At 60.9% G+C, this 25,148-nt stretch carries 20 protein-coding genes; 11 read left to right on the top strand and 9 right to left on the bottom strand.

Annotated features, from left to right (window positions below):
* Window positions 1-141: 141 nt before the first annotated feature.
* The 4 genes from EGT36_RS13355 (at window position 142) to EGT36_RS13370 (ending at window position 5,962) form a co-directional block, all read left to right on the top strand.
* Window positions 142-1,401 carry an N-acetylmuramoyl-L-alanine amidase gene (locus EGT36_RS13355; RefSeq protein WP_037089109.1) on the top strand — a complete coding sequence of 420 codons (1,260 nt, stop codon included), beginning with the start codon at window positions 142-144 and terminating at the stop codon, window positions 1,399-1,401.
* A 325-nt stretch (window positions 1,402-1,726) separates the two neighbouring features.
* Window positions 1,727-4,174, top strand: a complete 2,448-nt coding sequence (locus EGT36_RS13360) for a penicillin-binding protein 1A (protein ID WP_004441461.1) — start codon at window positions 1,727-1,729, stop codon at window positions 4,172-4,174.
* A 98-nt stretch (window positions 4,175-4,272) separates the two neighbouring features.
* Window positions 4,273-5,404, top strand: a protein-coding gene (prfB, locus tag EGT36_RS13365; protein ID WP_004441463.1) for a peptide chain release factor 2 whose coding sequence is annotated in 2 segments (ribosomal slippage) — window positions 4,273-4,341 and window positions 4,343-5,404 — 1,131 coding nt in all. Because the reading frame shifts where the segments join, the coding sequence is not laid out codon by codon here.
* Window positions 5,405-5,479: 75 nt separating this feature from the next.
* Window positions 5,480-5,962, top strand: coding sequence for a cysteine hydrolase family protein (locus tag EGT36_RS13370; RefSeq protein ID WP_125270461.1), 483 nt, complete (start codon window positions 5,480-5,482; stop codon window positions 5,960-5,962).
* Between the two features lie 25 nt (window positions 5,963-5,987).
* Here the strand turns inward: EGT36_RS13370 and EGT36_RS13375 are convergent, their stop codons facing one another.
* Both EGT36_RS13375 and EGT36_RS13380 read right to left on the bottom strand, forming a co-directional pair.
* Window positions 5,988-6,488: a hypothetical protein gene (locus EGT36_RS13375; RefSeq protein ID WP_035211860.1), complete on the bottom strand. Its 501-nt coding sequence runs from the start codon at window positions 6,486-6,488 to the stop codon at window positions 5,988-5,990.
* Window positions 6,489-6,508: 20 nt separating this feature from the next.
* On the bottom strand, window positions 6,509-7,282 hold the full coding sequence (locus EGT36_RS13380; protein ID WP_022556066.1) for an NAD kinase: 774 nt from the start codon (window positions 7,280-7,282) through the stop codon (window positions 6,509-6,511).
* Between the two features lie 307 nt (window positions 7,283-7,589).
* On the opposite strand from EGT36_RS13380, the gene EGT36_RS13385 reads away from it, so the two are divergent.
* Window positions 7,590-8,507 (top strand): PhzF family phenazine biosynthesis protein, encoded by a 918-nt coding sequence (locus EGT36_RS13385; RefSeq protein ID WP_006698029.1) that lies wholly within the window; start codon window positions 7,590-7,592, stop codon window positions 8,505-8,507.
* Window positions 8,508-8,617: 110 nt separating this feature from the next.
* On the opposite strand, the gene EGT36_RS13390 is transcribed toward EGT36_RS13385, so the two are convergent.
* On the bottom strand, window positions 8,618-14,983 hold the full coding sequence (locus EGT36_RS13390) for an apolipoprotein A-IV repeat region-like domain-containing protein (protein ID WP_125270462.1): 6,366 nt from the start codon (window positions 14,981-14,983) through the stop codon (window positions 8,618-8,620).
* A 477-nt stretch (window positions 14,984-15,460) separates the two neighbouring features.
* Between EGT36_RS13390 and EGT36_RS13395 the strand changes: the two genes are divergently transcribed.
* Entirely contained in the window at window positions 15,461-15,829 is a 369-nt protein-coding gene (locus EGT36_RS13395) for an Hpt domain-containing protein (RefSeq protein WP_037089113.1), read from the top strand.
* 131 nt (window positions 15,830-15,960) lie between these two features.
* Window positions 15,961-16,281: a 2Fe-2S iron-sulfur cluster-binding protein gene (locus tag EGT36_RS13400; RefSeq protein WP_006697584.1), complete on the top strand. Its 321-nt coding sequence runs from the start codon at window positions 15,961-15,963 to the stop codon at window positions 16,279-16,281.
* A 302-nt stretch (window positions 16,282-16,583) separates the two neighbouring features.
* Here the strand turns inward: EGT36_RS13400 and EGT36_RS13405 are convergent, their stop codons facing one another.
* Complete coding sequence (locus tag EGT36_RS13405) at window positions 16,584-17,210, bottom strand: DUF922 domain-containing Zn-dependent protease (RefSeq protein ID WP_004441483.1); 627 nt, start codon at window positions 17,208-17,210, stop codon at window positions 16,584-16,586.
* 178 nt (window positions 17,211-17,388) lie between these two features.
* Here EGT36_RS13405 and folP point away from each other — a divergent pair, with 178 nt between their 5' ends.
* From folP to folK, 3 genes are all read left to right on the top strand, one after another.
* On the top strand, window positions 17,389-18,174 hold the full coding sequence (gene folP / locus EGT36_RS13410) for a dihydropteroate synthase (RefSeq protein ID WP_080822658.1): 786 nt from the start codon (window positions 17,389-17,391) through the stop codon (window positions 18,172-18,174).
* A gap of 78 nt (window positions 18,175-18,252) precedes the next feature.
* The gene (gene folB, locus EGT36_RS13415) at window positions 18,253-18,618 is read left to right on the top strand and encodes a dihydroneopterin aldolase (RefSeq protein ID WP_003502532.1); all 366 of its coding nucleotides are present in this window, start codon (window positions 18,253-18,255) and stop codon (window positions 18,616-18,618) included.
* A 4-nt stretch (window positions 18,619-18,622) separates the two neighbouring features.
* On the top strand, window positions 18,623-19,138 hold the full coding sequence (gene folK, locus EGT36_RS13420) for a 2-amino-4-hydroxy-6-hydroxymethyldihydropteridine diphosphokinase (protein ID WP_169692019.1): 516 nt from the start codon (window positions 18,623-18,625) through the stop codon (window positions 19,136-19,138).
* Between the two features lie 13 nt (window positions 19,139-19,151).
* Here folK and EGT36_RS13425 read toward each other — a convergent pair whose 3' ends face one another.
* From EGT36_RS13425 to EGT36_RS13440, 4 genes are all read right to left on the bottom strand, one after another.
* The gene (locus EGT36_RS13425; RefSeq protein WP_004441493.1) at window positions 19,152-19,712 is read right to left on the bottom strand and encodes a hypothetical protein; all 561 of its coding nucleotides are present in this window, start codon (window positions 19,710-19,712) and stop codon (window positions 19,152-19,154) included.
* A 129-nt stretch (window positions 19,713-19,841) separates the two neighbouring features.
* Window positions 19,842-20,921, bottom strand: a complete 1,080-nt coding sequence (locus tag EGT36_RS13430; protein ID WP_125270463.1) for a YcjF family protein — start codon at window positions 20,919-20,921, stop codon at window positions 19,842-19,844.
* On the bottom strand, window positions 20,918-22,396 hold the full coding sequence (locus tag EGT36_RS13435; RefSeq protein ID WP_037089117.1) for a YcjX family GTP-binding protein: 1,479 nt from the start codon (window positions 22,394-22,396) through the stop codon (window positions 20,918-20,920). The genes EGT36_RS13430 and EGT36_RS13435 overlap by 4 nt, the downstream gene beginning before the upstream one ends.
* 127 nt (window positions 22,397-22,523) lie before the next feature.
* Complete coding sequence (locus EGT36_RS13440) at window positions 22,524-23,000, bottom strand: SixA phosphatase family protein (protein WP_052114177.1); 477 nt, start codon at window positions 22,998-23,000, stop codon at window positions 22,524-22,526.
* 302 nt (window positions 23,001-23,302) lie between these two features.
* Between EGT36_RS13440 and dksA the strand changes: the two genes are divergently transcribed.
* Window positions 23,303-23,722 (top strand): RNA polymerase-binding protein DksA, encoded by a 420-nt coding sequence (gene dksA / locus EGT36_RS13445; RefSeq protein ID WP_004441503.1) that lies wholly within the window; start codon window positions 23,303-23,305, stop codon window positions 23,720-23,722.
* Window positions 23,723-23,820: 98 nt separating this feature from the next.
* Here the strand turns inward: dksA and EGT36_RS13450 are convergent, their stop codons facing one another.
* Window positions 23,821-25,068 carry a flagellar biosynthetic protein FliO gene (locus tag EGT36_RS13450; protein WP_037089119.1) on the bottom strand — a complete coding sequence of 416 codons (1,248 nt, stop codon included), beginning with the start codon at window positions 25,066-25,068 and terminating at the stop codon, window positions 23,821-23,823.
* Window positions 25,069-25,148 lie beyond the last annotated feature (80 nt).

A 25,148-nucleotide genomic window follows, 5' to 3' on the forward strand; every position in this document is an offset into this window, starting at 1 on the left:
TAACAATTGGTTCACCAAGGCCTGCGATGGTGAGGCGCAAACGCGCAAATTGTCGTCCGGCGTGGTTGAAACGGCACCGTTCCGGGTGTTTTACCGCGCCGGTTATCGAAAATGACTGAAATACGGAATTTCTTGAAGACCATGAATTTCACGCGCAGCGCAACGAAATCAGGTGGGGCAGGGTGGATTGGCGCGCGAATCGCGCGGCTTGCGGCTGTCGTGACATTGTCTGCCGTCGCCTCGGTTTCCGTCGTGCCGGCCGTCCAGGCCACGGAGCCGCTTGTCGCGCATCAGGCCCGCATCATCGGTGATGAGGCGCGCACGCGCATCGTTCTCGATTTTGCCGAGGAGCCGGAGTTCGATGTTCACTATCTCGATTCGCCCGCCCGCATCGTCGTGGACTTCCCGGCGGTGAATTTCAGCTTTCCCGCATCCGATCTCAGGCCGACCGGCCTTTTTTCCGATATTCGCTTCGGCGGAATGGGGGAAAACAGCGCCCGTATCGTGCTGACGGCGAAGAAGCCGGTGCGGGTGGTGGTCGCTGAAACGAAAAAGGCCGATGACGGGCAGTCCTTCCGTTTCGTCCTCGATACGGAGATCACCACCAAAGGCAAGTTCGCCGAACTTGTGAAGGAGCAGCAGTGGCAGGCGCCTGCGCCCGTTACCACCGCCGCGATTTCTCCCGCGGACAAGACTTCCCGCCCGGCGGAATTCGTCATCGCGGTCGACGCCGGTCATGGAGGCATCGATGCCGGCGCCTCAGGTGGCACGACAGGCACCGAGGAAAAGGTCATCACCTTGATGTTCGCGAAGGAGCTCGCGGAGCGCCTGAACCGCGAGCCCGGCATAAAGGCCTTCCTGACGCGTGATTCCGATACATTTCTTGCCTTGTCCGAACGCGTGACGATCGCGCGGCAGAACAACGCCAATCTTTTCATCTCCCTGCATGCCGATACACTGAAACAGAAGGGCATACGCGGCGCGACCGTCTATACATTGTCCGATCGCGCGTCGGACCGTATGGCGCAGGAACTGGCGGAGCGTGAAAACAAGTCCGACCAGATCGCCGGTGTCGCCGTTTCCAGCGAGCCGCCGGAAGTCGCCGATATTCTCCTCGATTTCACGCGCCGGGAAACCCAGGCGTTCTCGGTGACACTCGCCGAAAACATCGTTTCTTCCTTCGAGGGGCAGGTTGGCCTCATCAACAATCCACATCGTTACGCCGGTTTCATGGTGTTGCGCGCCCATGACGTGCCATCGGTGCTTCTCGAGCTTGGTTTCCTTTCCAATCCTGAAGACGAGAAGCTGCTTCTCGATGCGGAATGGCGCAAGAAGGTGGCCGATACGCTGGCAACAGCCGTCGGGCGGTACCGTTCCAAGGCTCTGGCGAACGGTGGCTGAAGGGAAATGCGCCGCGTCGGCCGAGCTGTTGCCGCGTTGCCATTGATCGCTAAAAATGCTGTTCAATTCGGGACCTTGCGGATGAATAACGGGGCCGAGCCCTATTTTACTCACATTCGCCGCGTTACTCGGAACTCGGATTCGGTGGCGGTCCGCAAAGCGTTGGCGCGGAGTTGCAGGCTGGTGGCCCGGTAACATATCAGCGAATGCTGCCGTATCCGGCTTGTCATCGAAGGTATGGTGTGCAAAACGGCACGCGATATGCAAAGATGCGCCCGTTTCCTCGGGCGTGGATGGTTACGATTCGAATTATCGGTAGCTTGGTATGATCAGACTGATTGGATATTTTTTCGGCTTGGCCAGCGTGCTCTTCCTGTGCGCCGCCGCCGCCGGTGCGATTTATTTGCACGGCGTGACGAAGGACCTGCCGGATTACGCAGTTCTGAGCACCTATGAACCGCCGGTCACGACCCGCGTGCATGCGGGCAACGGGGCGCTTATGGCGGAATATGCCCATGAGAAGCGCCTGTTCCTGCCGATCCAGGCCATTCCCGACCGGGTGAAGGCGGCCTTCCTGTCCGCGGAAGACAAGAATTTTTACAATCACCCCGGCGTCGATGTATGGGGCCTCGGCCGTGCCATTCTCGTCAATATCCAGAATTTTGGCTCCGGCCGCCGTCCGGTGGGCGCATCCACCATCACCCAGCAGGTCGCGAAGAACTTCCTGCTGACAAACGACCAGACCATCGACCGCAAGCTCAAGGAAGCCATTCTTTCCTTCCGCATCGAGCAGACCTATTCCAAGGACAAGATTCTTGAGCTTTATCTCAATGAGATCTTCTTCGGCCTGAATTCCTACGGCATCGCCGGCGCGGCGCTCACCTATTTCAACAAGTCGGTGACGGAACTGACCATTGCGGAAACCGCCTATCTGGCATCGCTGCCGAAAGGTCCGGCCAATTACCACCCGATCCGCCGCGAAAAGGCGGCTCTCGAGCGTCGCGACTGGGTGATCGACCGCATGGCCGAAAACGGCTATATCACGGCCTCCGATGCTGCAGACGCCAAGAAACAGCCGCTTGGAGTGAACCTGCGCCGCGGTGGCGCGCATATCTTCGCGTCCGACTACTTTGCAGAGGAAGTCCGCCGCCAGATCGTTGAGAAATACGGCGAGGAAGCACTTCTCGAAGGCGGCCTTTCCGTTCGCACTTCCTTTGATCCCCAGATTCAGATGGAGGCCCGCAAGGCGCTTCAGGATGGTCTGGTGCAGTATGATGAGCGTCGCGGTTTCCGTGGACCCATCGAAAAGATCGAGACGGCCGGCGACTGGACGGCTGCGCTTGCCAAGGTCAAGGGCTTGAGAGACGTTCCGGAATGGAAGGTCGCGGTCGTGCTTGCGGTTGCCGCAGATGGTGTCGATATCGGCATCCAGGCCGACCCCGATGCGGAAGATGGCGACAAGCGCACGCGCGGTCACATCTCTGCGGAGAACATGCGCTGGGCCTATCGTGACGCGGCAGGCAAGAAAGCCACCGCCAAGTCTCCGGTTGGCGTCCTGACAGTCGGTGACGTCATCTATGCACAACCGCTTTCCAGCTCCGGAAATGAATATCGCCTGCGGCAGCCGCCCAAGGTGCAGGGTGGTATGGTGGTGATGGACCCGCATACCGGCCGCGTTCTGGCCATGGTCGGCGGTTTCTCCTATGCGCAATCGGAGTTCAACCGCTCGACGCAGGCAATGCGTCAGCCCGGTTCCTCGTTCAAGCCATTCATCTATGCAGCGGCGCTCGACAATGGCTATACGCCCGCATCGGTTATTCTTGATGCGCCGATTGAGGTGGTGTCGGGCGGCCAGGTCTGGAAACCGCAGAATTACGGCGGCGGTTCTGCAGGTCCCTCGACCCTGCGCCTCGGCATCGAAAAGTCCCGTAACCTCATGACCGTGCGTCTGGCGCAGGACATGGGCATGAATCTGGTGGCGGAATATGCCGAACGCTTCGGCATCTACGACAAGATGCCGCCGCTTCTCTCCATGTCGCTCGGTTCGGGTGAAACCACCGTGATGCGTATGGTTTCGGCCTATTCGGTCATCGCCAATGGTGGCAAGCAGATCAAGCCGACGCTGATTGACCGCATTCAGGACCGTTACGGCAAGACGATATTCCGCCATGAGGAGCGCGCCTGCGAAGGTTGCAACGCTACCAGCTGGCAGAACCAGGATGAGCCTGTGATCGTCGACAACCGAGAACAGGTTCTGGACCCGATGACCGCTTATCAGACCACCTCCATGCTGGAAGGTGTCGTGCAGCGCGGTACGGCCGCAGGCAAGATCAAGGTCGATCTGCCGGTTGCCGGCAAGACGGGCACCACCAATGATGAAAAGGACGCCTGGTTCGTCGGTTACACGCCGGACATGGTCGCCGGCCTGTACATTGGTTTCGACTCGCCCGCACCGCTCGGTCGCGGTGGTACCGGCGGCTCGCTGTCTGCGCCGATTTTCGGTGAATTCATCGCCGATGCGGCCAAGCATCTCCAGCCGAGCAAGTTCATCGTGCCTGCAGGCATGAACTTCGTCGCCGTCAACCGCAAGACCGGCATGGCGGCAGCGGAAGGCGAACCGGACACGATCATGGAAGCCTTTAAGCCCGGCACAGGCCCGGCCGATAGCTTCTCGGTCATCGGTGCTGAAGGCTACATGTCGCAGGAAGATATTCTGAAGACCTCGCCGCAGGCGCAGCAGGCCATCACCGGCGGTGGCGGCGGCCTTTATTGACATCAGCCATGACGTTTGGCGGGGGCGCGGGTCTTTACATCCGCGCCCCCCGCATTTATTTGAGCAACGAGTTTCAATGAAGGTGAAGAACCAGCGAAATGCGCAATGAAATCGTGAACGTAGTCGACGAAATCAAGCAGGCCATAAGCCTGCTGAGGAGGCATCTTTGACTGGGACCAGGCGATAAGACGACTGGACTGGTTGAACAACAAAGCAGAGGATCCGACCCTCTGGAACGATGCAGCAGAGGCACAGAAGTTGATGCGCGAGCGCCAGCAGCTCGATGACAGCATCAATGGCGTAAAGGCGCTGGAGCAGCAGCTCCGGGACAATATCGAGCTGATCGAACTCGGCGAGATGGAGGGCGATGATGAAATCGTCAAGGACGCCGAAGACGCGCTGAAGGCGTTGAAGAGCGAGGCAAACCGCCGTCAGGTGGAAGCCATGCTCTCAGGCGAGGCCGACGGCAATGATACCTATCTCGAAGTGCACTCCGGCGCTGGCGGCACCGAAAGCCAGGACTGGGCGAACATGCTGCTGCGCATGTATACCCGCTGGGCCGACCGTGAAGGTTTCAAGGTCGAGGTTCTGGAAGTCCACGATGGCGAAGAAGCCGGCATCAAGTCCGCGACGATCCTCGTCAAGGGACATAATGCCTTTGGCTGGCTGAAGACGGAATCGGGCGTGCATCGCCTCGTCCGTATTTCGCCGTATGACAGCAACGCGCGTCGCCACACGTCGTTCTCTTCCGTCTGGGTTTACCCCGTCGTCGACGATTCGATCCAGATCGATATCAATGAAAGCGATTGCCGCATCGATACCTATCGTTCGTCCGGTGCGGGCGGTCAGCACGTCAACACCACGGACTCGGCCGTGCGCATCACGCACATTCCGACCGGTATTGCCGTCGCCTGCCAGCAGGAACGCTCCCAGCACAAGAACCGCGCCAAGGCGTGGGACATGCTGCGTGCCCGCCTTTATGAGGTGGAGCTGCAGAAGCGGGAAGAAGCGGCCAATGCGCAGGCGGCATCCAAGACCGATATCGGCTGGGGCCACCAGATTCGCTCCTACGTCCTGCAGCCTTACCAGCTGGTGAAGGATCTGCGTACCGGCGTGGAAAGCACGGCGCCCGGCAACGTGCTGGATGGCGACCTGAACGAATTCATGGAAGCCGCTCTTGCCCACCGCATCAGCGGCGGTGCGGATGTGGACGTGGCGGATATCGACTGAGGCCCCAGGCGCGTCGATCGAAAAAGATCACCCCTCGCGAACCCATTGCGAGGGGTTTTTCATTGGAGGAGATGCATGTATCAGGCGCTCTATATCGTCGACGTCCAGCCGAGCTTCAATCCTCCGGCAACGCTGGTTGCCGAGATATCCAGTCTCGCGCAGACCATGCCCAGCCTCGCCACTGTCGAACGCCATGACGAAAGCGTGACGCCATTTGAACGGCAACTGGGCTGGAAGCCGGGCAGGGACGATGAGTCGCTGGTGGTTGCCGATCGCATCTTCATCAAACATGGCTATGCGCCGCCACGGGAGGCCATCGACTATCTTGTGTCGCTGAAGCTAGACCGCGTGCTGGTCTGCGGCATCCAGGCCGATACCTGCGTTCTGGCTGCCGGTTTTGCGCTCTTCGATGCGGGACTTCATCCCACGCTTCTGCCGTGGCTGACGGTCGGCTCGAGTCTCGACCGCAGCGGCGAACTGGGCGCGCGCTTGTGGAAGCATCATTTCGGTGCAGTTCTGCATGGCCCTCATGAGTTGAACAGCCAGACTATCGCATAACGAATGCCCACCGGCCAATCACGGGCTAGTTCGAAGCCTTCTCGACCTTCATCTCACCCAGCTCGTCGATCAGGATCGTCCAGCTTTCCGCTTCCTTGCTCATCGGATCGGTCTTGAGATAAACCGTCACGAAAAGGCCAGGCGAGGCGGGCGCTCCGTTCGAGCTTTCGGGACGAATATCCGTGACATAGGACTTCATCTGACTGAATTCCTCGAGCTCGATATTTTCGAGAAGATTCGGCCCCTCGGCGGTAAAGGCGATGCGCTGCAGATAAATTTTCGCCGTACCATCGCCCTGGCGTATGGCGATGACCTTGTAATAGCCGCGCGTTGGTGAGGCAGGTGGGGGCCGCAGCTGCCCGTCAGGCCCCTTCACCGGCTCAAGATTGCGATCTTCCCACATGCCGCTGCTGGTGACAAAGATCGCCGAAACCGGCAGCGCGTCAATCGCTTCCGTCTGCGCCCGCGCCGGAAGCACGGCGGCGGCGAAAAGGCAGGCTGCGATGATGGTTCTTGTCAGTTGCATGGCATTGTCGATCGTTGGCTTCAGTTGTTGAACTGTTCGGCGAGGACTCGGTCCGACCACGAACGGTCCGGATCCGAGAGAATTCTGGCCGTCCTGTCCTGCGATTGTGCGATCCGTACATGACGAACGGATTTCACCTCGGTGTGGTCGGCCACCGCGTTCACCGGGCGCTTGTCGCGTTCGAGAACATGAATGTCGACCGTGACCTTATTCGGCAAAAGCGCGCCGCGCCAGCGCCGCGGACGGAATGCGCTGACCGGCGTCAGCGCAAGCAGCGGCGATTCCAGCGGCAGAATCGGTCCATGGGCGGAAAAATTATACGCCGTAGACCCTGCTGGCGTCGCCACCATCATGCCGTCACAGATCAGCTCTTCCAGTCGCACCTTGCCGTCCACCTCGACCCGAAGCTTGGCAGCCTGATGCGATTGGCGGAACAGGCTGACTTCGTTCATGGCGAGCGCCGTAAACTCGTCGCCGTCGGAATCCGTCGTCGTCATGCGCAGGGGGTGGAAATCGTTGCCGCTTGCCACCGCAATGCGTTCGATGAGGCCTTCCACCCGGTAGTCGTTCATCAGGAAGCCGACCGAGCCCCGGTTCATGCCGTAGACACGCTTGCCGGAATTCATCGTCTCGTTGAGAATCTGCAGCATGAATCCGTCACCGCCGAGAGCCACGATGACGTCCGCTTCGTCAAACGGAGTATTGCCATAAGCGCTTTTGAGCTCTTCCAGCGCCGCCTGCGCCTCCGCAGTCGGGGAGGCTACGAAGGATAGTGAATAGGTAGAATGCGACATCCGCTTCCCTCGACAACGGCGAAGACCGGGACCCGGCCTGCGACTGCAATGTAACCTGTTGAAGCGGTTCGCAATCTTCGAAAGTCGTTCAAGACCTCCGGTCGCAAGCCGCAAGACGCACCCTTGGTACATGAAGACGACCGCTGGCGACAAGGCCTTTCGGGCGGGGAGACGTTCTCCCGGCCATGCCATTGAATCGCGCCGTTCCACAGCTTCTTGATTTCCTGTCGCAACAAGGGTTGCGGTGTAAGGCGGCCTGATGCAGTTTGCGCAAGGCAGACGAGGTGTCGAATGGCAGGAGACGGGTGTGGCGCTGCACTACAATATCTATGACGTATTTACCGAGACGAAAATGGCGGGAAACCCGCTGGCGGTGATGTATGATGCCGATGACCTCGATCAGGGGACGATGCAGGCCATCGCCCGGGAGATGAATCTCTCCGAGACCGTTTTCATCAATCGCTCCAGCAACCCTGCGCACGCGGCTTCCCTGCGCATATTCACACCCTCGGGTGAATTGCCTTTCGCCGGACATCCGACCGTCGGCGCCGCAGTAGCGATTGCCGAGCGCAATCGAGGGGATGGCGATGACGACATCGATATGGTCTGCGTACTCGAGGAGAAGGTGGGGCCCGTGCGCTGCGCGGTGAAAATGCGCGCCGGCGCCGTCAGCTTTGCGGAATTCGATCTGCCGCGCAGATCTTCAAGGGTGGACCTGCCCCTCGATCATGCCGCCCTGGCCGATGCGCTGGGTGTCAGCGAAGGCCATCTCGGTTTTGAAAATCATGTGCCATCGATCTGGACGGCTGGCGTGCCTTTCCTGCTGGTGCCGATGCATAATATCGCCGCAGTGCGTGATATGGATTTCGACGCCGGTCTGTGGCTGCGCACCGCACCGCTGGTTGAGGGGCTGCTGACGGCGGCCTATATTTACTGTCGCGGCGGTGTCAATCACGCCGCAAAGTTCCATGCCCGTATGTTCTCCCCGGATATGGGCATTGCCGAAGACCCCGCAACCGGCTCGGCCGCCGCCGCGCTTTCCGGCGCCATCCACCATTTCGACGGGCTGACAGACGGACATTATCCGCTTCTGATCGAGCAGGGGGTGGAGATGGAAAGACCGTCTCACATCCACCTGCGCATGGACATCAAGGACGGCGAAATCGGCCGCGCCCGCATCGGTGGCCACGCGGTGCGGGTTGCATCAGGCACGTTCGAGATTTGATGCAGGCCATACTGGTCAAATACGCAGCGTGAAGAGATGGCGAAGCAACTGGCTCGCACAAAAGAAAAACCCCGGTCTTCACCGGGGTTTTTCTTTCAGTGTCGTTCAGATCAATTAAACCGACCCGCCGCATGGGCAAGCATCGTATAGACCTTGCCGGTATCTGAGGTGAGGTAGGATTGTGTCACGGACCGGTCGCGGTCGGTCCGGGCCACATCGGCAAGCAGCTTCTCGAAATCGTTGATATAGCGGTCAACGGCGGTGCGGAACTCCGCTTCACGCTCATATTTGCGCTTGATCTCGTCGAAGGTCGTCTGGCCTTTCAGCGTGTAGAGACGACGGGTAAAGACGTCGCGTTCGCCACGCTGGTAACGGCGCCACAGTTCCACCGACGCATCGTGATCGATGGCGCGGGCGATGTCGACGGAGAGCGAGTTCAGCGATTCCACCATGTGACGGGGATTACGGGTGTCGGCTGCGCGGGTCGGCTGTTGCTCGGTGCTGGCGCGCGGTACGGAGGCTGCGGGCGTCTCCTGGGAGGCGCCGCGCAACAGATCGCTGATCCAGCCGCCGCCTTCTTCGCGACGTCCCGTCTGGCTTGGTGCGACCGGCTGCGCCGGAGCGGGTGCCTGACGATTCTCGACTTGCCGGTTTTCGACCTGGCGATTTTCGAGCGGCAACGTGCCGCGCAGGGCAGGTGCTGGCTGCTGCTGCGCCGGGCGCTGCTGTTGAACCGGCGCCGGGGCTGCGGGCTGCGGGCGCGGCTCTACACGGCGCTCGACGGCCGGCTGGGTTGCGGCGATGGCGCGGGCAACCGGCTCGGACACTTCCATCTGCTGCGTCGAGCGGCCGACGAGCTGGGAAATATCCTGCAGCGCCTTGATCTGCTCGGATACGGCGCGGCGCATTGCGGCCGCACTTTCCTTGGCTTCTTCCGGCAGGTCGAAGGCACCACGCTTCAGTTCGGCGCGGGTCGCGTCAAGTTCGCGGCGGATATCGTGGCTTGAGCGACGGATTTCATCGGTCGCGCCGGCGAAGCGGCTCACCGCTTCCTCGACAGCCTGGCGCAGCGTTTCCTTGAGGTTGGCTGCGGCCGCATTGGATTTTTCGGAAGCACTGCCGAGAAGGTTGTCGACTTCCGAGAGAGAGGATTCGACACCGCCGCGCAGGCGGTTGACCAGCTCGTCGGAGTATTTCTGCGCGTCGGAGAGCGTGCTCTCGATCGAGCGGCTGGCATCCTGACCGGCGGCGAGCAGGGCGCCCCGCATGGTCTGTGCCGCCGAACGGGCGCGGTGTTCGGTTTCATCAAGCGAGCGGCCGATATCGGAGAAGGAAGCCTGCAGATTTTCACGCAGGTTGCCGGCGACGTTTTGCGAACGCTCTTCAGCCTCGTTAAGTGTGGTTTCCACCACGCCAATGACATTGCGCATGGCGCTTTCGATTTCCTCGGAACGCTTGACGAGGCCGACAGACAGGCTGCGCAACGCATCCTGGCGTTCTTCCAGCGTGCCGACGAGGCTCGACTGGGCGGCATTCAGCAGCTCGGATGCCTGGCTCAGCACCTTCGAATGTTCTTCGAAGCGGCTGACGATGCCAGCGACCTGCGCCAGCGCCTGGCCGGAAATATTCGACAGACGGTCGATCTTTCCTTCGAGCAGACGGCTGGAACTGGACACCATGTCGGCGGCCTGCGACGCGGACTCCGAGAAACGGGCTGCAGACGCATTCAGCGCTTCATCCGCTGCGCCGAAGCCCTGAGCGGCGCGCTCAACGGCCGAATTGAAGTTGGTTGCCGACTGTTCGACGATTTCGGCCATGCTGTTATGGGTCTGCGACAGCATATCCGTGCTCTGACGAGTGGCGGCAACCAGCTTGTTGGCTGCTTCGCTGCCGGCGCGGGCATATTTGTCGATACCCTGTTCGACGGCGTCCGCCATTGCAGTATGGGTTTCCGACAACATGTCGGTGCTCTGGCGGGTGGCTGCGACCAGCTTGCTTGCTGCATCCGTTCCGGCGGCGGCATAATCGCTGATTGCCTGCTCCACCATGCCGACCATGCCGCTATTGCTCTGCGACAGAAGCTCGGCGCTCTGCTGGGCAGCGGACACGATCTTTTCGGCGGCTTCGCGGCCGATGGTGGCATATTCGTCGACGACCGGCTTGGCTTTCTCCTCGATAAGACGCGACAGCTCCGCGGAGCGGCTGGCCAGCATCGAGTTGAGTTCGCGGGTGCGGTTGTCCAGTGCCGAACGGATCGATTCGCCGCGCGCGTCGAGGGCGGATTCAACACCCGTCAAAGTCTCGGAAATGACACCAACCTGTGAGCGGACAACGGCTTCAGCCTCGGCAACCTTGTTGACGATGATGTTGCCCGCCTCCGAGAAGGTCTGCGCCACGGCGGCAGCCTGGCCGGAGAGGCGCGTTTGTGCATCCGAAATACGGTTGACGATTTCACCCGAGCGTTCCTCGATGGCCTTGGTAAAGGCCTCGTTCTGTGCCTGCACCTGTTCGGCGAACTCCGCGCCGGACTTCGCGAGCAGGGCGGAGGAACGGGCAGCTTCGTCGCCGATGCTTTGCGTGGCAGAGGTAACCGCGCCACGCAGGCTGACAGCAAGATCGGTGGCCTTGCCTTCGATGGTGCGATTGACGTTTTCGAGACCGATCGTCAGTGCGCGGTCCATCGTGCCGAGGCGCTCATCGATGCGGGCCGTGCCGGTATCGAAGGTTTCGGCCAGGCGGCTGGTGCGGCTTTCGAAGGTGTCGGCAACGCGGGTCGTCTGCTCGTCCAGGATGCCGGTGATCCGCTCGGCGGCCTCATCGCTGGTGCGCGCAAAGACGGCTGTCTTGTCTTCCAGCGCCTCGGCGAAGCGGCGGCCGGCATCCTCGATCGACGTGTTCACATTGGCGAGATCGCCGCCGACGCGTGCCTGAAGCGTATCGAGAGAGGTCTCGATGCGGGTGCCGGTTTCGTCGAGACGAGTGGTGACGTTGCCGATAGAGGTCTCGATTTTCGAGGAGAGGGCGTCCGTCGCGCCGCCGATTTCGCGTGCGGCTTCGCCGATCTTGACGGCGATATCGCCGGCGCTGTTGCGAAGACGCTCTTCCAGCGTTGCCGCACTACCGTCAATCGCCTTCTGCAGCGTTTCCTGCTGGGTTTCGAGCGACAGTTCAAGCATGCTGGCGCTGGAGGCGACCGTGGTGCCGATCATCATCGCCTGCTCGGAGAGCATGTCGCCCATCTGGGTCGTGGCGGAGCTGAGCGTGGCTGCAATTTCTGCCTGACGCTGCTCAAGCGTGCTGCGGATGTCCTCGTGCGATTGCGAAAGATTGCTTTCGAGGCGCGAGACGCCTTCTTCGACGGTCTGCGCAAACCGGGTGCTGCCGTCCTCAACGACGCTTTCAATGCGGTTGGCCGCGCCCGAAACGCTTAGCTCGATCAGACCGCTGTTGCGTTCCAGCGATCCGGCAATACGCTCGGCCTGCGAGCCGAGCATGGTTTCGAGCCGCTCATGGCCGCTGGCAAGCGCATTTTCAAGCGTGAAAGCAGTGGCTTCCAGGCGTTGGCCGACGCCGGCCGCCGCAAGCGAAAGCGATGACGCCCTGGCGTCCATGGCTTCGGCGATCCGTTCTTCGACACCCGAAATGGTCATGTCGAGCGCCATGGTGCGGCTGTCGAGCGCATCGGCGATGCGTTCTTCCGCACCCGATACGATACCGGAAAGAGCCGCCGTGCGGGTGTCCAGCGCGCTGGCAATGCGGTCTTCCACGCCGGAAACGGCGCTGTGCAGGGCGGCGGTGCGGCCGTCGAGAATATCCGCGATCTTTTCCTCCACGCCCGAGAAGCTCATGTCGAGCGCCATCGTGCGGCTGTCGAGGACGTCGGTGATGCGCTCTTCCGCGCCGGAGACGACTGACTTCAGCGAATCCGTGCGGCTGTCGAGCGCGCCGGCGATGCGGGTTTCGGCGCTGGCCACCAACTCGCCGAGAACTGCGGTGCGTGAATCGAGCGTTTCGGTGATTTTTTCCTCGACTCCGGAGAAGGCCATATCCAGCGCCATCGCGCGGCTGTCGAGTGCATCCGTGATGCGTTCTTCCGCACCCGAAACCACGGCGTTGAGGGCTGCGGTGCGGCCGTCCAGCGTTTCTGCAATCCGGGTTTCCGCGCCCGCCACCACATCGCCGAGCGCGGCTGTACGGCTGTCCAGCGCGCCGGCAATTTTCTCTTCGGCGCTCGCCACGATGCCGGTGAGGGCGGAGGTGCGGTTGTCGAGCGTCTCGGAAAGCCGTTCCTCCACATTAGCGAAGGTCATGTCGAGAGACAGCGTGCGGCTGTCCATGGTGTCGGCGATACGTTCCTCGACGCCGGAAATGGTGCTGGAAAGCGCAGCCGTGCGGCCATCAAGCGTTTCGGCGATACGGCTCTCGGCTCCGGAGACGACGTCGTGCAGGGCAGCCGTGCGGCTTTCCAGCGTGTCGGAGATGCGGTCCTCGATGCCGGAGACTGCGCCGGTAATGGCTGCGGCCCGCGTTTCGAGCGTTTCGGCAAGGCGACGTTCCACGTCGGCGACGACGTTGTTGATCGCAGCTGCACGTTCGTCGAGCATGGCAGCGAGGCGTTCTGCCGTGCCGGAGACGGAGCCGGTAATAGCCATGGAACGGCTGGCGAGCGCTTCGTCGAAACGGTTCTGGCTGGCCGAAAGCGCGCCGAACAGGGCGTTGCTGCGTTCCGACAGTACGGCGTCGATCTTCTCGTGCGAATTGGCGAAGACGTCTGTGATTTCGGCGGTGCGCTGGCCGATCGCGTCGCTGAAGGCCTGAGTCCGGGCCTCAAGCGCGCTTTCCAGCATTTCCTGACCCGTGCCGAGCGCGGTGGCGAGCGCCAGCGACTGATCGGTCATGGTGGTGCCGATGCGTTCCAGACCGGCGCTCAACATGGTGTCTAGCGCTTCAGAACCGCCCGCCACGGTTTCGTTGATCCGGGCAAGGCTTTCCATCAGCTTGCTATCGAGGCTGCCGGCGCGCTGGTCGAAGGCGCTGGCGAATTGCGCCACGTGTTCATCGAAGGCCGAGTTGACCTGACCCACCGTCGCCTGCATCCGTTCCTCATAGAGGCCGGAGCGGAGATCGAGATCCATGATGGCGTCGTCGGCCGTGCTCTGCAGGCTCTGGCGGAAGGAGAGGCCTTTTTCCTCGAGCGTCGTGGAGAGCTTGTCGAGCACGGTATCCAGCGAACCGCCGATGATCTGCTGCCCGCGTTCGATATTGCGGTTGAGCTCGAGCGTGCGGCTGGAAAGCGTCTCGTTGAGCTGGCGGGTGCGTTCTTCAAGCGCGCTGTTGAGGCTTTCCACGCCGCTGTCGAGCGTCGAGGCATGGATCGCGAAACGTTCGAGCAGCACTTCACCGCGTTCATACAGCGTCGAGGTGAGATTATGCAGCCGCATGTCGAATTCGTTGGAAATCGTCGTGCCGGAGGAGTTCAGTGCCTGAAGCAGGTTCTCGGTCTTGGCAGCGATCAGGCTGCCCATCGCTTCCGTCGAAGCGCGCGATTTTTCCAGGAGAGCCGCCGAACGTGTGTCGATCATCGACGCGAAGGCCTCGCCGGTCGTGGCGATCCGCATCGAAAGCTCTTCGCCGACGATGGAGAGTTCTTCCTTGATCTGTTCCTGCGCGCCGACGATGGAGGAGCGGATGCGCTCGGCATGGTTGACGATTGCGTCGCGTTCGGCGGTCAGTTCCTGCACGAGGCTGCGCACGCGCAGTTCATTGTCCGCATAGCTGCGCTCAAGCGCATTGACTTCGGAATGGACGAGGGTTTCGAGTTCCGTCGCACGCGCAATGGTGCGCTCGATACCGTCATTCATGGCCGAGACTTCACGGCGGACCGCCTGGCCAACGGACATGATGCGGTCAGAGGCAACGGTTTCGGGTTCGGCAAGCCGAAGCGCGACTTCCGCCATGGAGCGGGCGGCGTTGCGCAGATCGCGGGCACGCGCCATCATGATGGCGAAGGCGAAGAATAACATGACCGGCACCAGAATGCCGACGACGATCGCCATCAGGCCGGGGATCGCGGCGAGGTCGGAAAGTGAACCGATATTCCAGAGCGCATTGCCATAAAGAAGATGCGCGATGCCAAGGCCGCCGAGCGCCCATATGACCGACATGATCGTGGCGTTGCGAAGCGCGCCGCCGATGGACCCGCCTTCCAGCGATTTGAGGATCATGGCCGGGCTGCGCTTGGACCCGTCATTGGCCGCTTCGAGATTGGGCGATTTCGGCGCCGGTTCGACAGGCGTGCGCGCGACTTCGGGAGCAGGGGTCGGTCTGCTGGCTTCCTTCACTCTGGCCTCCGGCTGCTTCGGCGCTGCAGTCTTCCGCGTCTCCGGCTTTTCTTCGAAAGCGCCAAGCTGCAGGGCATCTTCCAATGCCTGGAAAGCAGTCTCGTCGACAGAGTCGCTGATCTTGTTATTCGCCATGCGGTTACGCCTCGTTACACATACGCCCGGCTTCATGCCGTTGGACCGCCTGCCTATGCAGGCGGACTGCCGCCATCATGCCAGCGGAACATATCCCTCCAAGAGAGAACAATCCCGCCACTTACCAAATCCCGAATGCTGGTGATCCAGCTTTCGGGCGAAATTACAACACTGTGCCGCAATAACAAAGCTTGTGCTTAGGCCTCGCAGCAACAGCAGTACCGTAGTGACACATTTAGGTGTTCGAAACAATTAATGCGGATTTGCGGTGGTGGCGAAGTGTCGGCTTTTTAACAGTTTTTAAACCTGAGTTTCACGCTGAACGCCTTGTTTCGCATAAGTTTAACATAAATTAACCATAGCAGAAGATTTTCAGCCGCGTCACGCCGTAATTTAAGCCGATAGCACGGGTTAGGATGCCTGAATACGACACAGATGTGACACGAAACAGGAAACGGCAAGACAGGAATTTGAGACATGGCAGCAGTCAGTATTGCTTTGGAAGCGCCCGATAATTGCGGCGGCGCGCCGGTCACTGGAAAAAAGCCTATCGATTTCGATCATCTGGCCCGTCAGACGATGGGCGACAAGGATCTTGAGATCGAGGTGCTGCAACTGTTCAGCCGCAATGCACGCGCCGCGCTGCACGAAATGGCGGGCGCCGGCGACACGGGCGTGAAGGCGACCGCGCACCGCTTGAAGGGCGCAGCACAGGCTGTCGGTGCCTTCGATGTTTCTGTGGCTGCCGCCGCCGTGGAGGCTGGTGGCAATGACAGCGTCGCGATTGCAAAGCTTGCGGCCGCCATTGTCGAGGCGGAAAATTTCATCCTGAAACTTTGCCGCTGAGGCGTAATTCATCAAAATTGCGGTTTCGCAAGGCCGGTTTAGGCCCTGGGCGCCCTCCAAGCGGGTTGCCAAGGCGAACCGGCCTTTCTATGTGTTTAGAACAGTTCTTAGATCACATTCTGGATTTCGGCATGACAAAACTGACAATCGTTGCCTTTGACGGCACGCCCCATGAACTCGACGTGAGCAACGGTTCCACCGTGATGGAGAATGCCGTGCGCAACTCCATCCCTGGCATCGACGCGGAATGTGGCGGTGCCTGCGCCTGCGCTACCTGTCATGTCTATGTCGACGACGCCTGGTCGGAGCGCGTTGGCGGGCCGGAGCCAATGGAAGAAGACATGCTGGATTTCGCTTTCGACGTGCGGCCGACTTCGCGTCTTTCCTGTCAGATCAAGATGAGCGACGACCTTGACGGTCTCGTCGTTCACGTTCCTGAGCGCCAGGGCTGAGACGAAACGGCTTTGCGGCAGAAAAAGCCCCGCTCACCAAGGTAGCGGGGAGCGGGGCGAGGCGGGTACGCAGCATGCAGGCGAGGGAGGAAACACCTGCGAGCCCTCAAGTGCGCACCGGGAGAACCGGAGGCGGCTGCGACCATCAAAGCTTTTGAGACAGTATGGTCCGAAACCGTACGTAGAACGTACAATGAGTCTCACCGGACGCACCATCACCAGAAGTCACGGGTGAGATCGGACATCACGTTACGTCATGTCGGCCAATCATTCAGCTTTGTCGGAAGAAAGGCGCGGATCTCTCAGCGGCGGCTCTGTCCCTGTTCGAGCCGGTTTTTCAGGAGCCGTGTCATGCGGGCATCGAAATTTCGCGATTCCACCACGTCGAACCGCATCTGGTCCCTGTCGTGCTCGTCCATCACCGTCTGGGTGATCTTGCCAACCATTTCCTGCAGTGTTTCACAGTTTTTCTGGGGGCGAAGCGCGGTCAACTGCCTTTCGAGCGAACGGGCGTGAGTGCGGGCGATTTCGGCGTGCCGTTCCTCGTGGCGCTTGATATCGGCAAGCAGCGTATCCCAGATGAAGGCCAGTTCCGCCGTGGTGCGGCGGCGGTTTTTCCATTGCGGCAGGAGAATCCGGGTATTCAGCACCACTTTGGCGGTTCCGACGCTGCAAAGGCCGTTTTTCTCAACATAGGTGAGTTCGCCACCGAATTTGATTTCGGTCGCGCCCGGATGGCGCGCGCCGGTATTGCGGGTCAGCGGGCCGTGCCTGGAAAGCTGCTGGTCGAGGTCGGCGGCGGTTTTGCCGCTGATCGAAAAATAGGAATAGGTCTTGCGGACGATGGTTTCGGAAAAAGCCGGTCCGGGGATGGAAAGTGCGACTGCGACCGCCAAAGCGGCGCAAAGAGCACGTGATGATTTGGTCATGACCCGGCCTTCCGGTTGAACTTGAAAAACGTTTGCTGCATAGGCGGAGCGGAACTTATAAGAATTGGCATAACACTCCGTTATTCCGAAAGGCACGTGTTACGTGATAACAGCCGGCAGCAACGCGTGGCAAGCGGCCCATGGCCGCTCCCTGAAACTTGATGGGCGTGGCCGTATTATGGCCATCGTCAACGCAACGCCCGATTCCTTTTCGGATGGCGGCCGTTATCTCGCCGTTGATGCGGCTTTTTCCCAGGCGCTGACCTGCGTGGAAGAAGGAGCCGACATCATCGATATCGGCGGCGAGTCCACCAGGCCCGGGGCTGCCGCGGTAACGGAAGCCGAGGAGCAGGATAGGGTGCTGCCCGTCATCGAGAAATTGCGCCGCGAGACGGATGTATTGATTTCCGTCGATACCTATCGCGCTTCGACGGCTCGGCTCGCCATCGCGGCAGGGGCGCATATCGTCAATGACGTTTTCGGTTTGCAGAAAGACGCCGAAATGGCGGGCGTGGTCGCCGCCACCCGCGCGGGCGTCTGCATCATGCATACCGGCCGCGACCGGCAGAAGCTCGCCGATGTCATCGCCGACCAGTTCGAATTCCTCAATCATTCGCTCGAGATCGCCGAGGACGCGGGTGTTGCCCGCGATGCCGTCGTGCTGGATCCCGGTTTTGGTTTTGCCAAGGACGAACGGGAAAATGTTGAGCTGATGGCCCGTTTCAGCGAGCTTGCCGCCTTTGGCCTGCCGGTTCTTGCCGGCACGTCGCGCAAGCGTTTTATCGGGTCGCTGACGGGCCGGGATGCGGCCGATGAACGCGATATCGGAACGGCTGCGACGACGGCGATCCTGAGGCTTGCCGGCGCTTCGATTTTTCGTGTGCACAATGTCGCCGCGACGCGTGATGCATTGGCAATCGCCGATGCGGTTCTTGCCAAAGCGTCGGCAAAGGCCGATGCCTAGATCAATGAGTGCCGGAATGTCATGTCCCGAGGAGGGTGCGGCTTTCCGGCGAAACAGTCCTGCCATGGAGGCGATGCGATGAGCCGCTATACCATCATCCTGAAAAACTGTTCCTTCTTTGCCCGTCATGGTCTTCTTGAACAGGAAGAGGTGTTGGGGCAGCGCTTTTTCGTCGATGCCGAGATGGAGGTCGAGGCGGGCGATGCGCTGGAAACCGACGATATTGAGAACACCGTCGATTATGGCGTGGCTTTCGCGGTCATCGAAAAGATCGTCGTCGGCCAGCGCCGGTATCTCATAGAGGCGCTTGCGAACGACATCGCCAAGGCGCTGCGTGCCCGTTATCCGCAAATCGTCTGGCTGCGCATCACGGTGCGCAAGCCCTCGGCGCCGGTTCCCGGTATTTTGGATTATGCACAGGTGAGCGTTGAACACCGAGCCTGAAACGATGACCGTCGCTGCCTTGGGTCTCGGCGGCAATATCGGCGATGCGGCCGCCGCCATGGCCAGGGCACTGCGCGAACTCGATGCGCATGGCGATTGCCGCCTGATGGCCGTCTCCAACCTCTACCGCACACCTCCATGGGGCAAGACGGATCAGGCCGATTTTTTCAATTGCTGCGCTTTGGTCGAGACCTCGCTTTCGGCTCCAGCGCTGCTGGAACGGTGCCTCGATATCGAAAAAGGCATGAAACGGGTACGGACGGAACGCTGGGGCCCGCGCACCATCGATATCGATGTGCTGACCTTCGGGAACCAGTCTATCGTTACGGAAAGCATTGAAGTGCCGCATCCGCGCATGACGGAGCGCGCTTTCGTGCTGATGCCGCTTGCTGATATAGCGCCTGATCTCCAGGTCAGGGGAAAGTCCGTCCGGGAATGGCTTCAGCAGGCGGACAAGAGCGGCATTGTCAGCGCAAACGAAAAGCGGGAGTGGTGGACACTCCCGCCTGGCAATGGCTGAAAAACTGTAGTCTTTACGGCTTGATCGAGCCGACAGCCAGCTGGTCGATATCGCGCGCCAGCGTGACGCCGATGACGGGTATCATCTGATCGGCGACCTTCACCGAGATGGTGATGTTCATCGAATTGTCGTTGGAGACGCGGGCAACCATTGCACCGTTGAGTTTGGCGCGGTTGATGCCGACGACGACCTTGTCGCCGCTGACCTGTCCGGAGGTGATGTCCAGACCCTTGCCGGCCGCGCCATCAAGGAACCTGCCTTCGTAGCTGTTGCCCTTCTGGCTGATGACGGCGGACATGGGCTGGCTGAAGACGCCGACGCGGCAGGTGCCGCCGAGCTTTATGCCGGTCTGCTTGTCGTCAAGCGGTTCGCCCGTCAGGTCGCAGGTGAATTTCGTGCCCTTGTATTTGCCGGCGACGATTTCGCCCGGACCCTTCCAGACGCCGGCAACGGAGCGGAAAAACACGTCGTCGCGATCGCGTGATGCGGCATGCACGTCAGACATGCCGAAACCGCCGCTGACGGACAATATGGCGGCAAGTCCGCCCACAAGCGAAAAGAAGCGCGAATACATGATACTTTCCCCGGCGAAGAAGCCTGTTCGATAGGCTGCAATCTACCGGCGGAATGGTTAATGCTTGGTTTATTTCACTCTCATTTGCGGCGTCATCCGTAACCTTTTGAACCGCTCAAAGTCGAGCAATCAGGCTTTCTCGCCGCTTTTTCCACTGCTTAAATCGGGCGTGAGGTCGGACATGAAATCGCCGATTCCCGGCCGTTTCACAGCCCTGAACGGCAGCGGGCGGCAAAGATCCATTGCGGCAATGCCGATTCGCGCCGTCATCAGGCCGTTGATGACGCCTTCGCCGAGACGTGCGGAGAGTTTCGAAGCAAGGCCGTGTCCGAGAACCTGTTGAGCGAGCCCGCCACCGACGGCGATCGAGCCCGTGACGGCGAGATGGGCGACAACATCGCGCAGGAGTTTCAGCATGCCGAGCGTGCCGGGACGGCCGCCGTAAAGCTCTGCCATGGCGCGCACCAGCCGCGTCACTTCGAACAGCACATAAGCGAGATCGACGACGGCGCGTGGACTGACGGCAGTGACAACCGAGACTCGTTTCGAGGAATTGAGAATCAGCGCCCGCGCCTGTCGGTCGAGCGGCACCAGCAGTTCACGTTCGGCAAGCTCGATCAGATGCGGGCCGTCGATGACATCGCTTTCCGTTTCCTTCAGCGCCGCGCGCCCCTTGGCCGTTTCCGCCCGATGGGAAAGGACGGCATTCAGGCGGGTGACGATGGCGCGGGCGGGTTTCGGGCTCTTGTCAAGGCTTGCCGTCTCGGCATCCGCCTTGAGAGATTGTACGGCATTCAGCCGCATGATGCCGAAGACTTCGCGGCCGACGAGGGCGAGAACCGCAAAAAGCGCCACGATGAGGGCGGTCGTTGCCGTGTAGCCCAGCCAGTCGGAGCGGGAAAACAGATTGCGGATGAGCTGATCCGCCCAGAGCCCGAAGGCAAGCGAGAACAGGACACCCAAGGCACCAAGCGCCAGCTTGCCGAAGGAGAAGCGGCTTTTCTTCGGTATCGCCACGGGCAGAGCGGCAGCGTCTATGTCCTCAGGTGCCAGAAACGGATCGTCTTCATCTGGCGTCAAAGATATCTCCGCATCGAAACTGCGCGGCGCTCGCTTCTGCGTGGCGGACGGTCGTGCTGTCTCTTCCGTCTCGAGCGTGAAAGCGGCGGGGCGGCGCGTCTGCGGATCGTTTTGTGTGGGAGCTTTCATGCGAGCTTGTCTCCGAACAGGAACTGCATGGCGCGGTCGAGCCTGATATGTGGAACGGAAAGCCGAATGCCGCCGCTGCCCGGCTCGTCAATGTTGGGCGGTCGAAAACGCACGACATTGACATCAGGTAGTGTCGCCTTGTCGCCATCCCGGTCTATGCTGCGGAACAATGGCTCCGGATCGTCAGGCAGGTCGCCCGGAAAGATCGCTGTCTTGCGATTGCCGTCAAATGTCTCGCCATTGATGGTTTCGCCGGCCATCGGCGTGCCCACGATGACGGGCAGTTCGTGGCCATCCTGTCGAACGCTTGCCTCTCTCGTGGCGCGAACCGAAGCCAGCGCCATGACCTCGATGCCGGCGCCATTCATGCCGATGGTGGTAATGGCGCGGTCCACCAGACGCCGGGTCAGGCGCTCCAGCCGGTCATGGCTTTCGTGATGGAGATGATCGGCCTTCGTGGCCGCAATCAGCACCTTGTCGATGCGACGGCCGATCAGCGACGACAGCAGGCTGTTGGTGCCGGGGCGGAAACAGGCGAGAACATCGCCCAGCGCCCGCTCCAGATCCTGAACGGCTTCCGGACCGCGATTGACGGCCTGCAGCGTGTCGATCAGGACGATCTGCCGGTCGAGGCGGGCGAAATGCTCGCGGAAGAAGGGTTTGACGACAATCGACTTGTAGGCGTCGTAGCGCCGCTCCATCATGGCGCGCAGGGAGCCTTTCGGCGCTTTTTCGTCCGTCAGGCCGGGAAGCGGCGCAAAGGTCAGCGCGGGCGACCCTTCCAGATCGCCGGGCATCAGGAAGCGGCCGGGCGGCAGGGTGGACAGCGACCTCTCGTCGGACTTGCAAGCCTTGAGATAGGCCGCGAAGCTTTCAGCCAAGCGTCGGGCCGTCATTTCATCGGCGGGCGCGTTGATATCGAGCGAAGAGGCGATGGCCAGCCATTCCTGTGCCAGCTCGGCGCGGACCCCGCTTCCGGCCAGCGAGACTGTGGTGTCGCTGAATTGCCTGTAATCCTGCGACAGAAGTGGCAGGTCGAGCAGCCATTCGCCGGGGTAATCGACGATATCGATGGAGAGCTTGCCGGCCGAGAACCAGCGGCCCCAGCCGCTGGCGCTCTGGTAATCCAGCGTGATCCTGAGTTCCGAGATCGCCCGCGTCGAATCCGGCCAAAGCCGGTCGCGCACCAGTGCCTGGATGTGATCTTCATATTGAAAGCGGGGAATGGCGTCATCCGGCTGCGGCTCCAGCCGCACGTTAGAAACGCGTCCGGAGCGCACGGCCTCAAACAGCGGCAACCGCCCGCCGTTGAGAAGATTGTGGACCAGCGAAGAGATGAAAACCGTCTTGCCCGCCCGCGAAAGGCCGGTGACACCAAGCCGCAATGTGGGGTGAGTGAGGTTACTCGCGCGGTCGGCCAGATTATCGAACGCAATGAGCGCACTGTCTGTCAGGGACGTAAGAGAAGGCGGCAATGGCAATTTCCCGGCTGCGTTAAACGGTCACGGCTGCAATATAGGAAGATACGGTTGCCCAAAAAAGAAGCGCGCCATCGGATTTTCAGCGCGCCTTCTTTCCACAATTCATCGCACGCCGAAGCGATTATTTGCCCGGTGCGAGGAAATCGACCAGCCGCCAGCGGTCTCTGCCGTTGGCAGCAGCGCCGTCGTGATCCAGAACCGCGAGGCCCGATGTCGGAAAACCCGAGGGCAGGGCGGCATGCAGCAGGTCCTCGCCTATCATCGCTTCCAGCGTTGCCTCCATGGTGGGGTTATGGCCCACCAGCATCACTGACTGCGCCTCCGTCTGAGCGGCGACAAGGGAGAGATAGGTTTCGCTGCGCGCATTATACATCTCATCGACATAGAAGATGTCTATGCCTTCATTGAAGGCCCGTTGCCAGGCCTCCGTTGTCTGCCGGCAACGCACGGCCGTGGAAGACAGGAGAACTTCGGGCCGGTAGCGGCGGTCGGCGGCGAGGTCGGCAATGATCTCCGCCTCGGCAAAGCCGGCCTCGTTCAATCCCCGGTCGAAATCCCGTTCTCCCGGCGCCGCCCAGGCGGCCTTGGCGTGGCGCAGAAGATAAACTCGGCTCGGGGAAGATGCTGTCAAGGGCGGGGACCGGCGTTCGAATGTCAGGGCACGGGCGGAATGCTACAGGATTGGGTTGCAGGACCGCAAGTCCTCTTTCCTGTTGGTAAGTCGCATTGAAGTGATTGAAGAAGAGATCGCTTCAATACGAATAAAGAATAAAAATTAGTCATTTAGATGATTTTTGTGTCAGTTTTAAAAATGCCCGAAAACTGATCTGTAGACTTGAACCGGCCACTATCATTGGAGTATACACCGCCGCATTGAGATGTTCTTCGAGGAGAATCGCGTTGAGTGAGAAGATCGATCTTAGCAAATATGTGCTCTCGGAAGACGATGAGTTCATGAATGCCAGCCAGCGCGCCTACTTTCGCGCGAAGCTCATAGCCTGGAAAAACGATATCCTGAGAGAAGCGCGCGAGACGCTCGGACATCTCGCCGAAGAAAGCGCCAACCATCCCGATCTTGCGGATCGGGCCTCTTCCGAAACAGACCGGGCGATCGAGCTTCGCGCCCGCGACCGTCAGCGCAAGCTGATATCAAAGATCGATGCAGCCCTTCAGCGGATCGAAGACGGCACTTACGGTTATTGCGAGGAAACAGGCGAGCCCATCGGCCTCAAGCGTCTGGACGCGCGCCCGATTGCGACCCTCTCCATCGAAGCGCAGGAGCGCCACGAGCGTCGCGAAAAAGTCTACCGCGACGAATAAGGCTAAGCCGCGTCAGACCGGTGACGCTATAAAAGAACAAGGGCACGGAAACGCTTCCGTGCCCTTTTTTATGCAATAGCCTCGGTAAATTCGTCCCTTCAGCGGTCGCGGGTCACCGAAAGCTCACCGAAGATGCGTGCCATCTCCTTCTGGACGTCACCATCCGGCGATGCGCCGGTGACTGGTGGCGTGGCCGGCTGCGGTTTTGCCTGCTTTTCCGCTACGGGGAAAGTGGCCGGGTCACTATCGGCTTCCTTGCTTTTGGCGATCTCGGCTTCGAGGAAGCTCTCGAAATCGCTGGCCAGCTCGTCTGAAAATTTCGGCTCGGTGTCATTGGCGGCGACAGCCGGATTCTCAGGCTTGGGTGGGAACGGAACAGACGGTGCGCTCGCCGCCGGGCTCATACCGGGAAGAACCCGCTCCCGCGCAGCGTCGAGAAAATCGGCTGCGATGGATTGATTGATCACCGGCTCGCGCGCAGCGAAAACGGGCGGCGCAACGTCCGCAGGCCCGTCCTCTGCCGTCTTTGCCTCTATAGGTCCCTGGGCCGGGATCGGCGGCGCAACCGGTGCGGGGGCGGGTGCCGAGGGTTCGGCCCGCTTAAACTCCGGCCGCTCCGGGGTGATGGGGAGTGACGCGGCGGCGACGGGCAGAACGGTCGCGCCCGCGGCGGCTACGGTCACCGGTATTGGCGGCGGGGCAGGACGGGCCGCCTCCCGCTCGGAAGGTGCAGGTCTTGCCGGCGCGGCGGATTCACGCGCCGTCGGAGGCGGGGACGCAGGCGGCGGTGGCGTTGCCGGGCGCGGCGACGGTGGTGCTGCCGCTGCTGTCGGCGCGGGACGTTGGGCTTGAGCGGGCGGTTCCGGCCGTTGCGGCTGCTTCACCGGCTCCTCCGCCATCGGAGCGGGCGCAGGGGCTTGAGACGGTTGCTGCTGCGGCAGCACGGCGCGGCGTTCCGGTGAGATGGAAGGCTCGGTCCTTTTCGGCTCGCTTTCCTGACGCGGGAGCGCCTTGAGTTCCGGCTCCTGCACGTCCCTGACGATCGGGATCGCGCCTATGCCGCTCTCGATGACGATATCGGTTGGGCCGCCGATCATGACCAGATGCTCGACATTGTCGCGCCGCACCAGCACGAGCCGACGACGCGCATCGACGGCTGTGGCGTCAAGCACCTGCAAACGTGGCTGCCGGTTGCGGCCGCCGCGGATAAAGGGCGCCGAACCGCTTCGTCTGCGCAGGATCCACAGAGCAATCGCCAGAACGAGGAGGGCCACACCCACACCGACGACGGCGACGATGAGACGGTTTCCATAGGTGCCGATAAAATCTTCCATCATGGAGATCATCCCTTCAGATTTTTGGCTTTTTAATTTCTTGGGCAATTAATATTGCCGTGGTTCTTATAATGTGAACATCAAGCACGAAA

The organism is Agrobacterium sp. FDAARGOS_525 (assembly GCF_003938925.1).
Lineage (GTDB): Bacteria > Pseudomonadota > Alphaproteobacteria > Rhizobiales > Rhizobiaceae > Agrobacterium > Agrobacterium pusense.

Excerpts from the sequence above, each read along its gene's own strand:
- EGT36_RS13425 (WP_004441493.1), bottom strand. The coding sequence starts at position 19,712 with ATGTATTCGCGCTTCTTTTCGCTTGTGGGCGGACTTGCCGCCATATTG.
- EGT36_RS13380 (WP_022556066.1), bottom strand. The coding sequence starts at position 7,282 with ATGTCGCATTCTACCTATTCACTATCCTTCGTAGCCTCCCCGACTGCG.
- EGT36_RS13355 (WP_037089109.1), top strand. The coding sequence starts at position 142 with ATGAATTTCACGCGCAGCGCAACGAAATCAGGTGGGGCAGGGTGGATT.
- EGT36_RS13360 (WP_004441461.1), top strand. The coding sequence starts at position 1,727 with ATGATCAGACTGATTGGATATTTTTTCGGCTTGGCCAGCGTGCTCTTC.
- EGT36_RS13370 (WP_125270461.1), top strand. The coding sequence starts at position 5,480 with ATGTATCAGGCGCTCTATATCGTCGACGTCCAGCCGAGCTTCAATCCT.
- EGT36_RS13375 (WP_035211860.1), bottom strand. The coding sequence starts at position 6,488 with ATGCAACTGACAAGAACCATCATCGCAGCCTGCCTTTTCGCCGCCGCC.
- EGT36_RS13390 (WP_125270462.1), bottom strand. The coding sequence starts at position 14,983 with ATGGCGAATAACAAGATCAGCGACTCTGTCGACGAGACTGCTTTCCAG.
- EGT36_RS13430 (WP_125270463.1), bottom strand. The coding sequence starts at position 20,921 with ATGAAAGCTCCCACACAAAACGATCCGCAGACGCGCCGCCCCGCCGCT.
- EGT36_RS13400 (WP_006697584.1), top strand. The coding sequence starts at position 15,961 with ATGACAAAACTGACAATCGTTGCCTTTGACGGCACGCCCCATGAACTC.
- EGT36_RS13395 (WP_037089113.1), top strand. The coding sequence starts at position 15,461 with ATGGCAGCAGTCAGTATTGCTTTGGAAGCGCCCGATAATTGCGGCGGC.
- folB (WP_003502532.1), top strand. The coding sequence starts at position 18,253 with ATGAGCCGCTATACCATCATCCTGAAAAACTGTTCCTTCTTTGCCCGT.
- EGT36_RS13450 (WP_037089119.1), bottom strand. The coding sequence starts at position 25,068 with ATGATCTCCATGATGGAAGATTTTATCGGCACCTATGGAAACCGTCTC.
- folK (WP_169692019.1), top strand. The coding sequence starts at position 18,623 with ATGACCGTCGCTGCCTTGGGTCTCGGCGGCAATATCGGCGATGCGGCC.
- folP (WP_080822658.1), top strand. The coding sequence starts at position 17,389 with ATGGCCATCGTCAACGCAACGCCCGATTCCTTTTCGGATGGCGGCCGT.
- EGT36_RS13405 (WP_004441483.1), bottom strand. The coding sequence starts at position 17,210 with ATGACCAAATCATCACGTGCTCTTTGCGCCGCTTTGGCGGTCGCAGTC.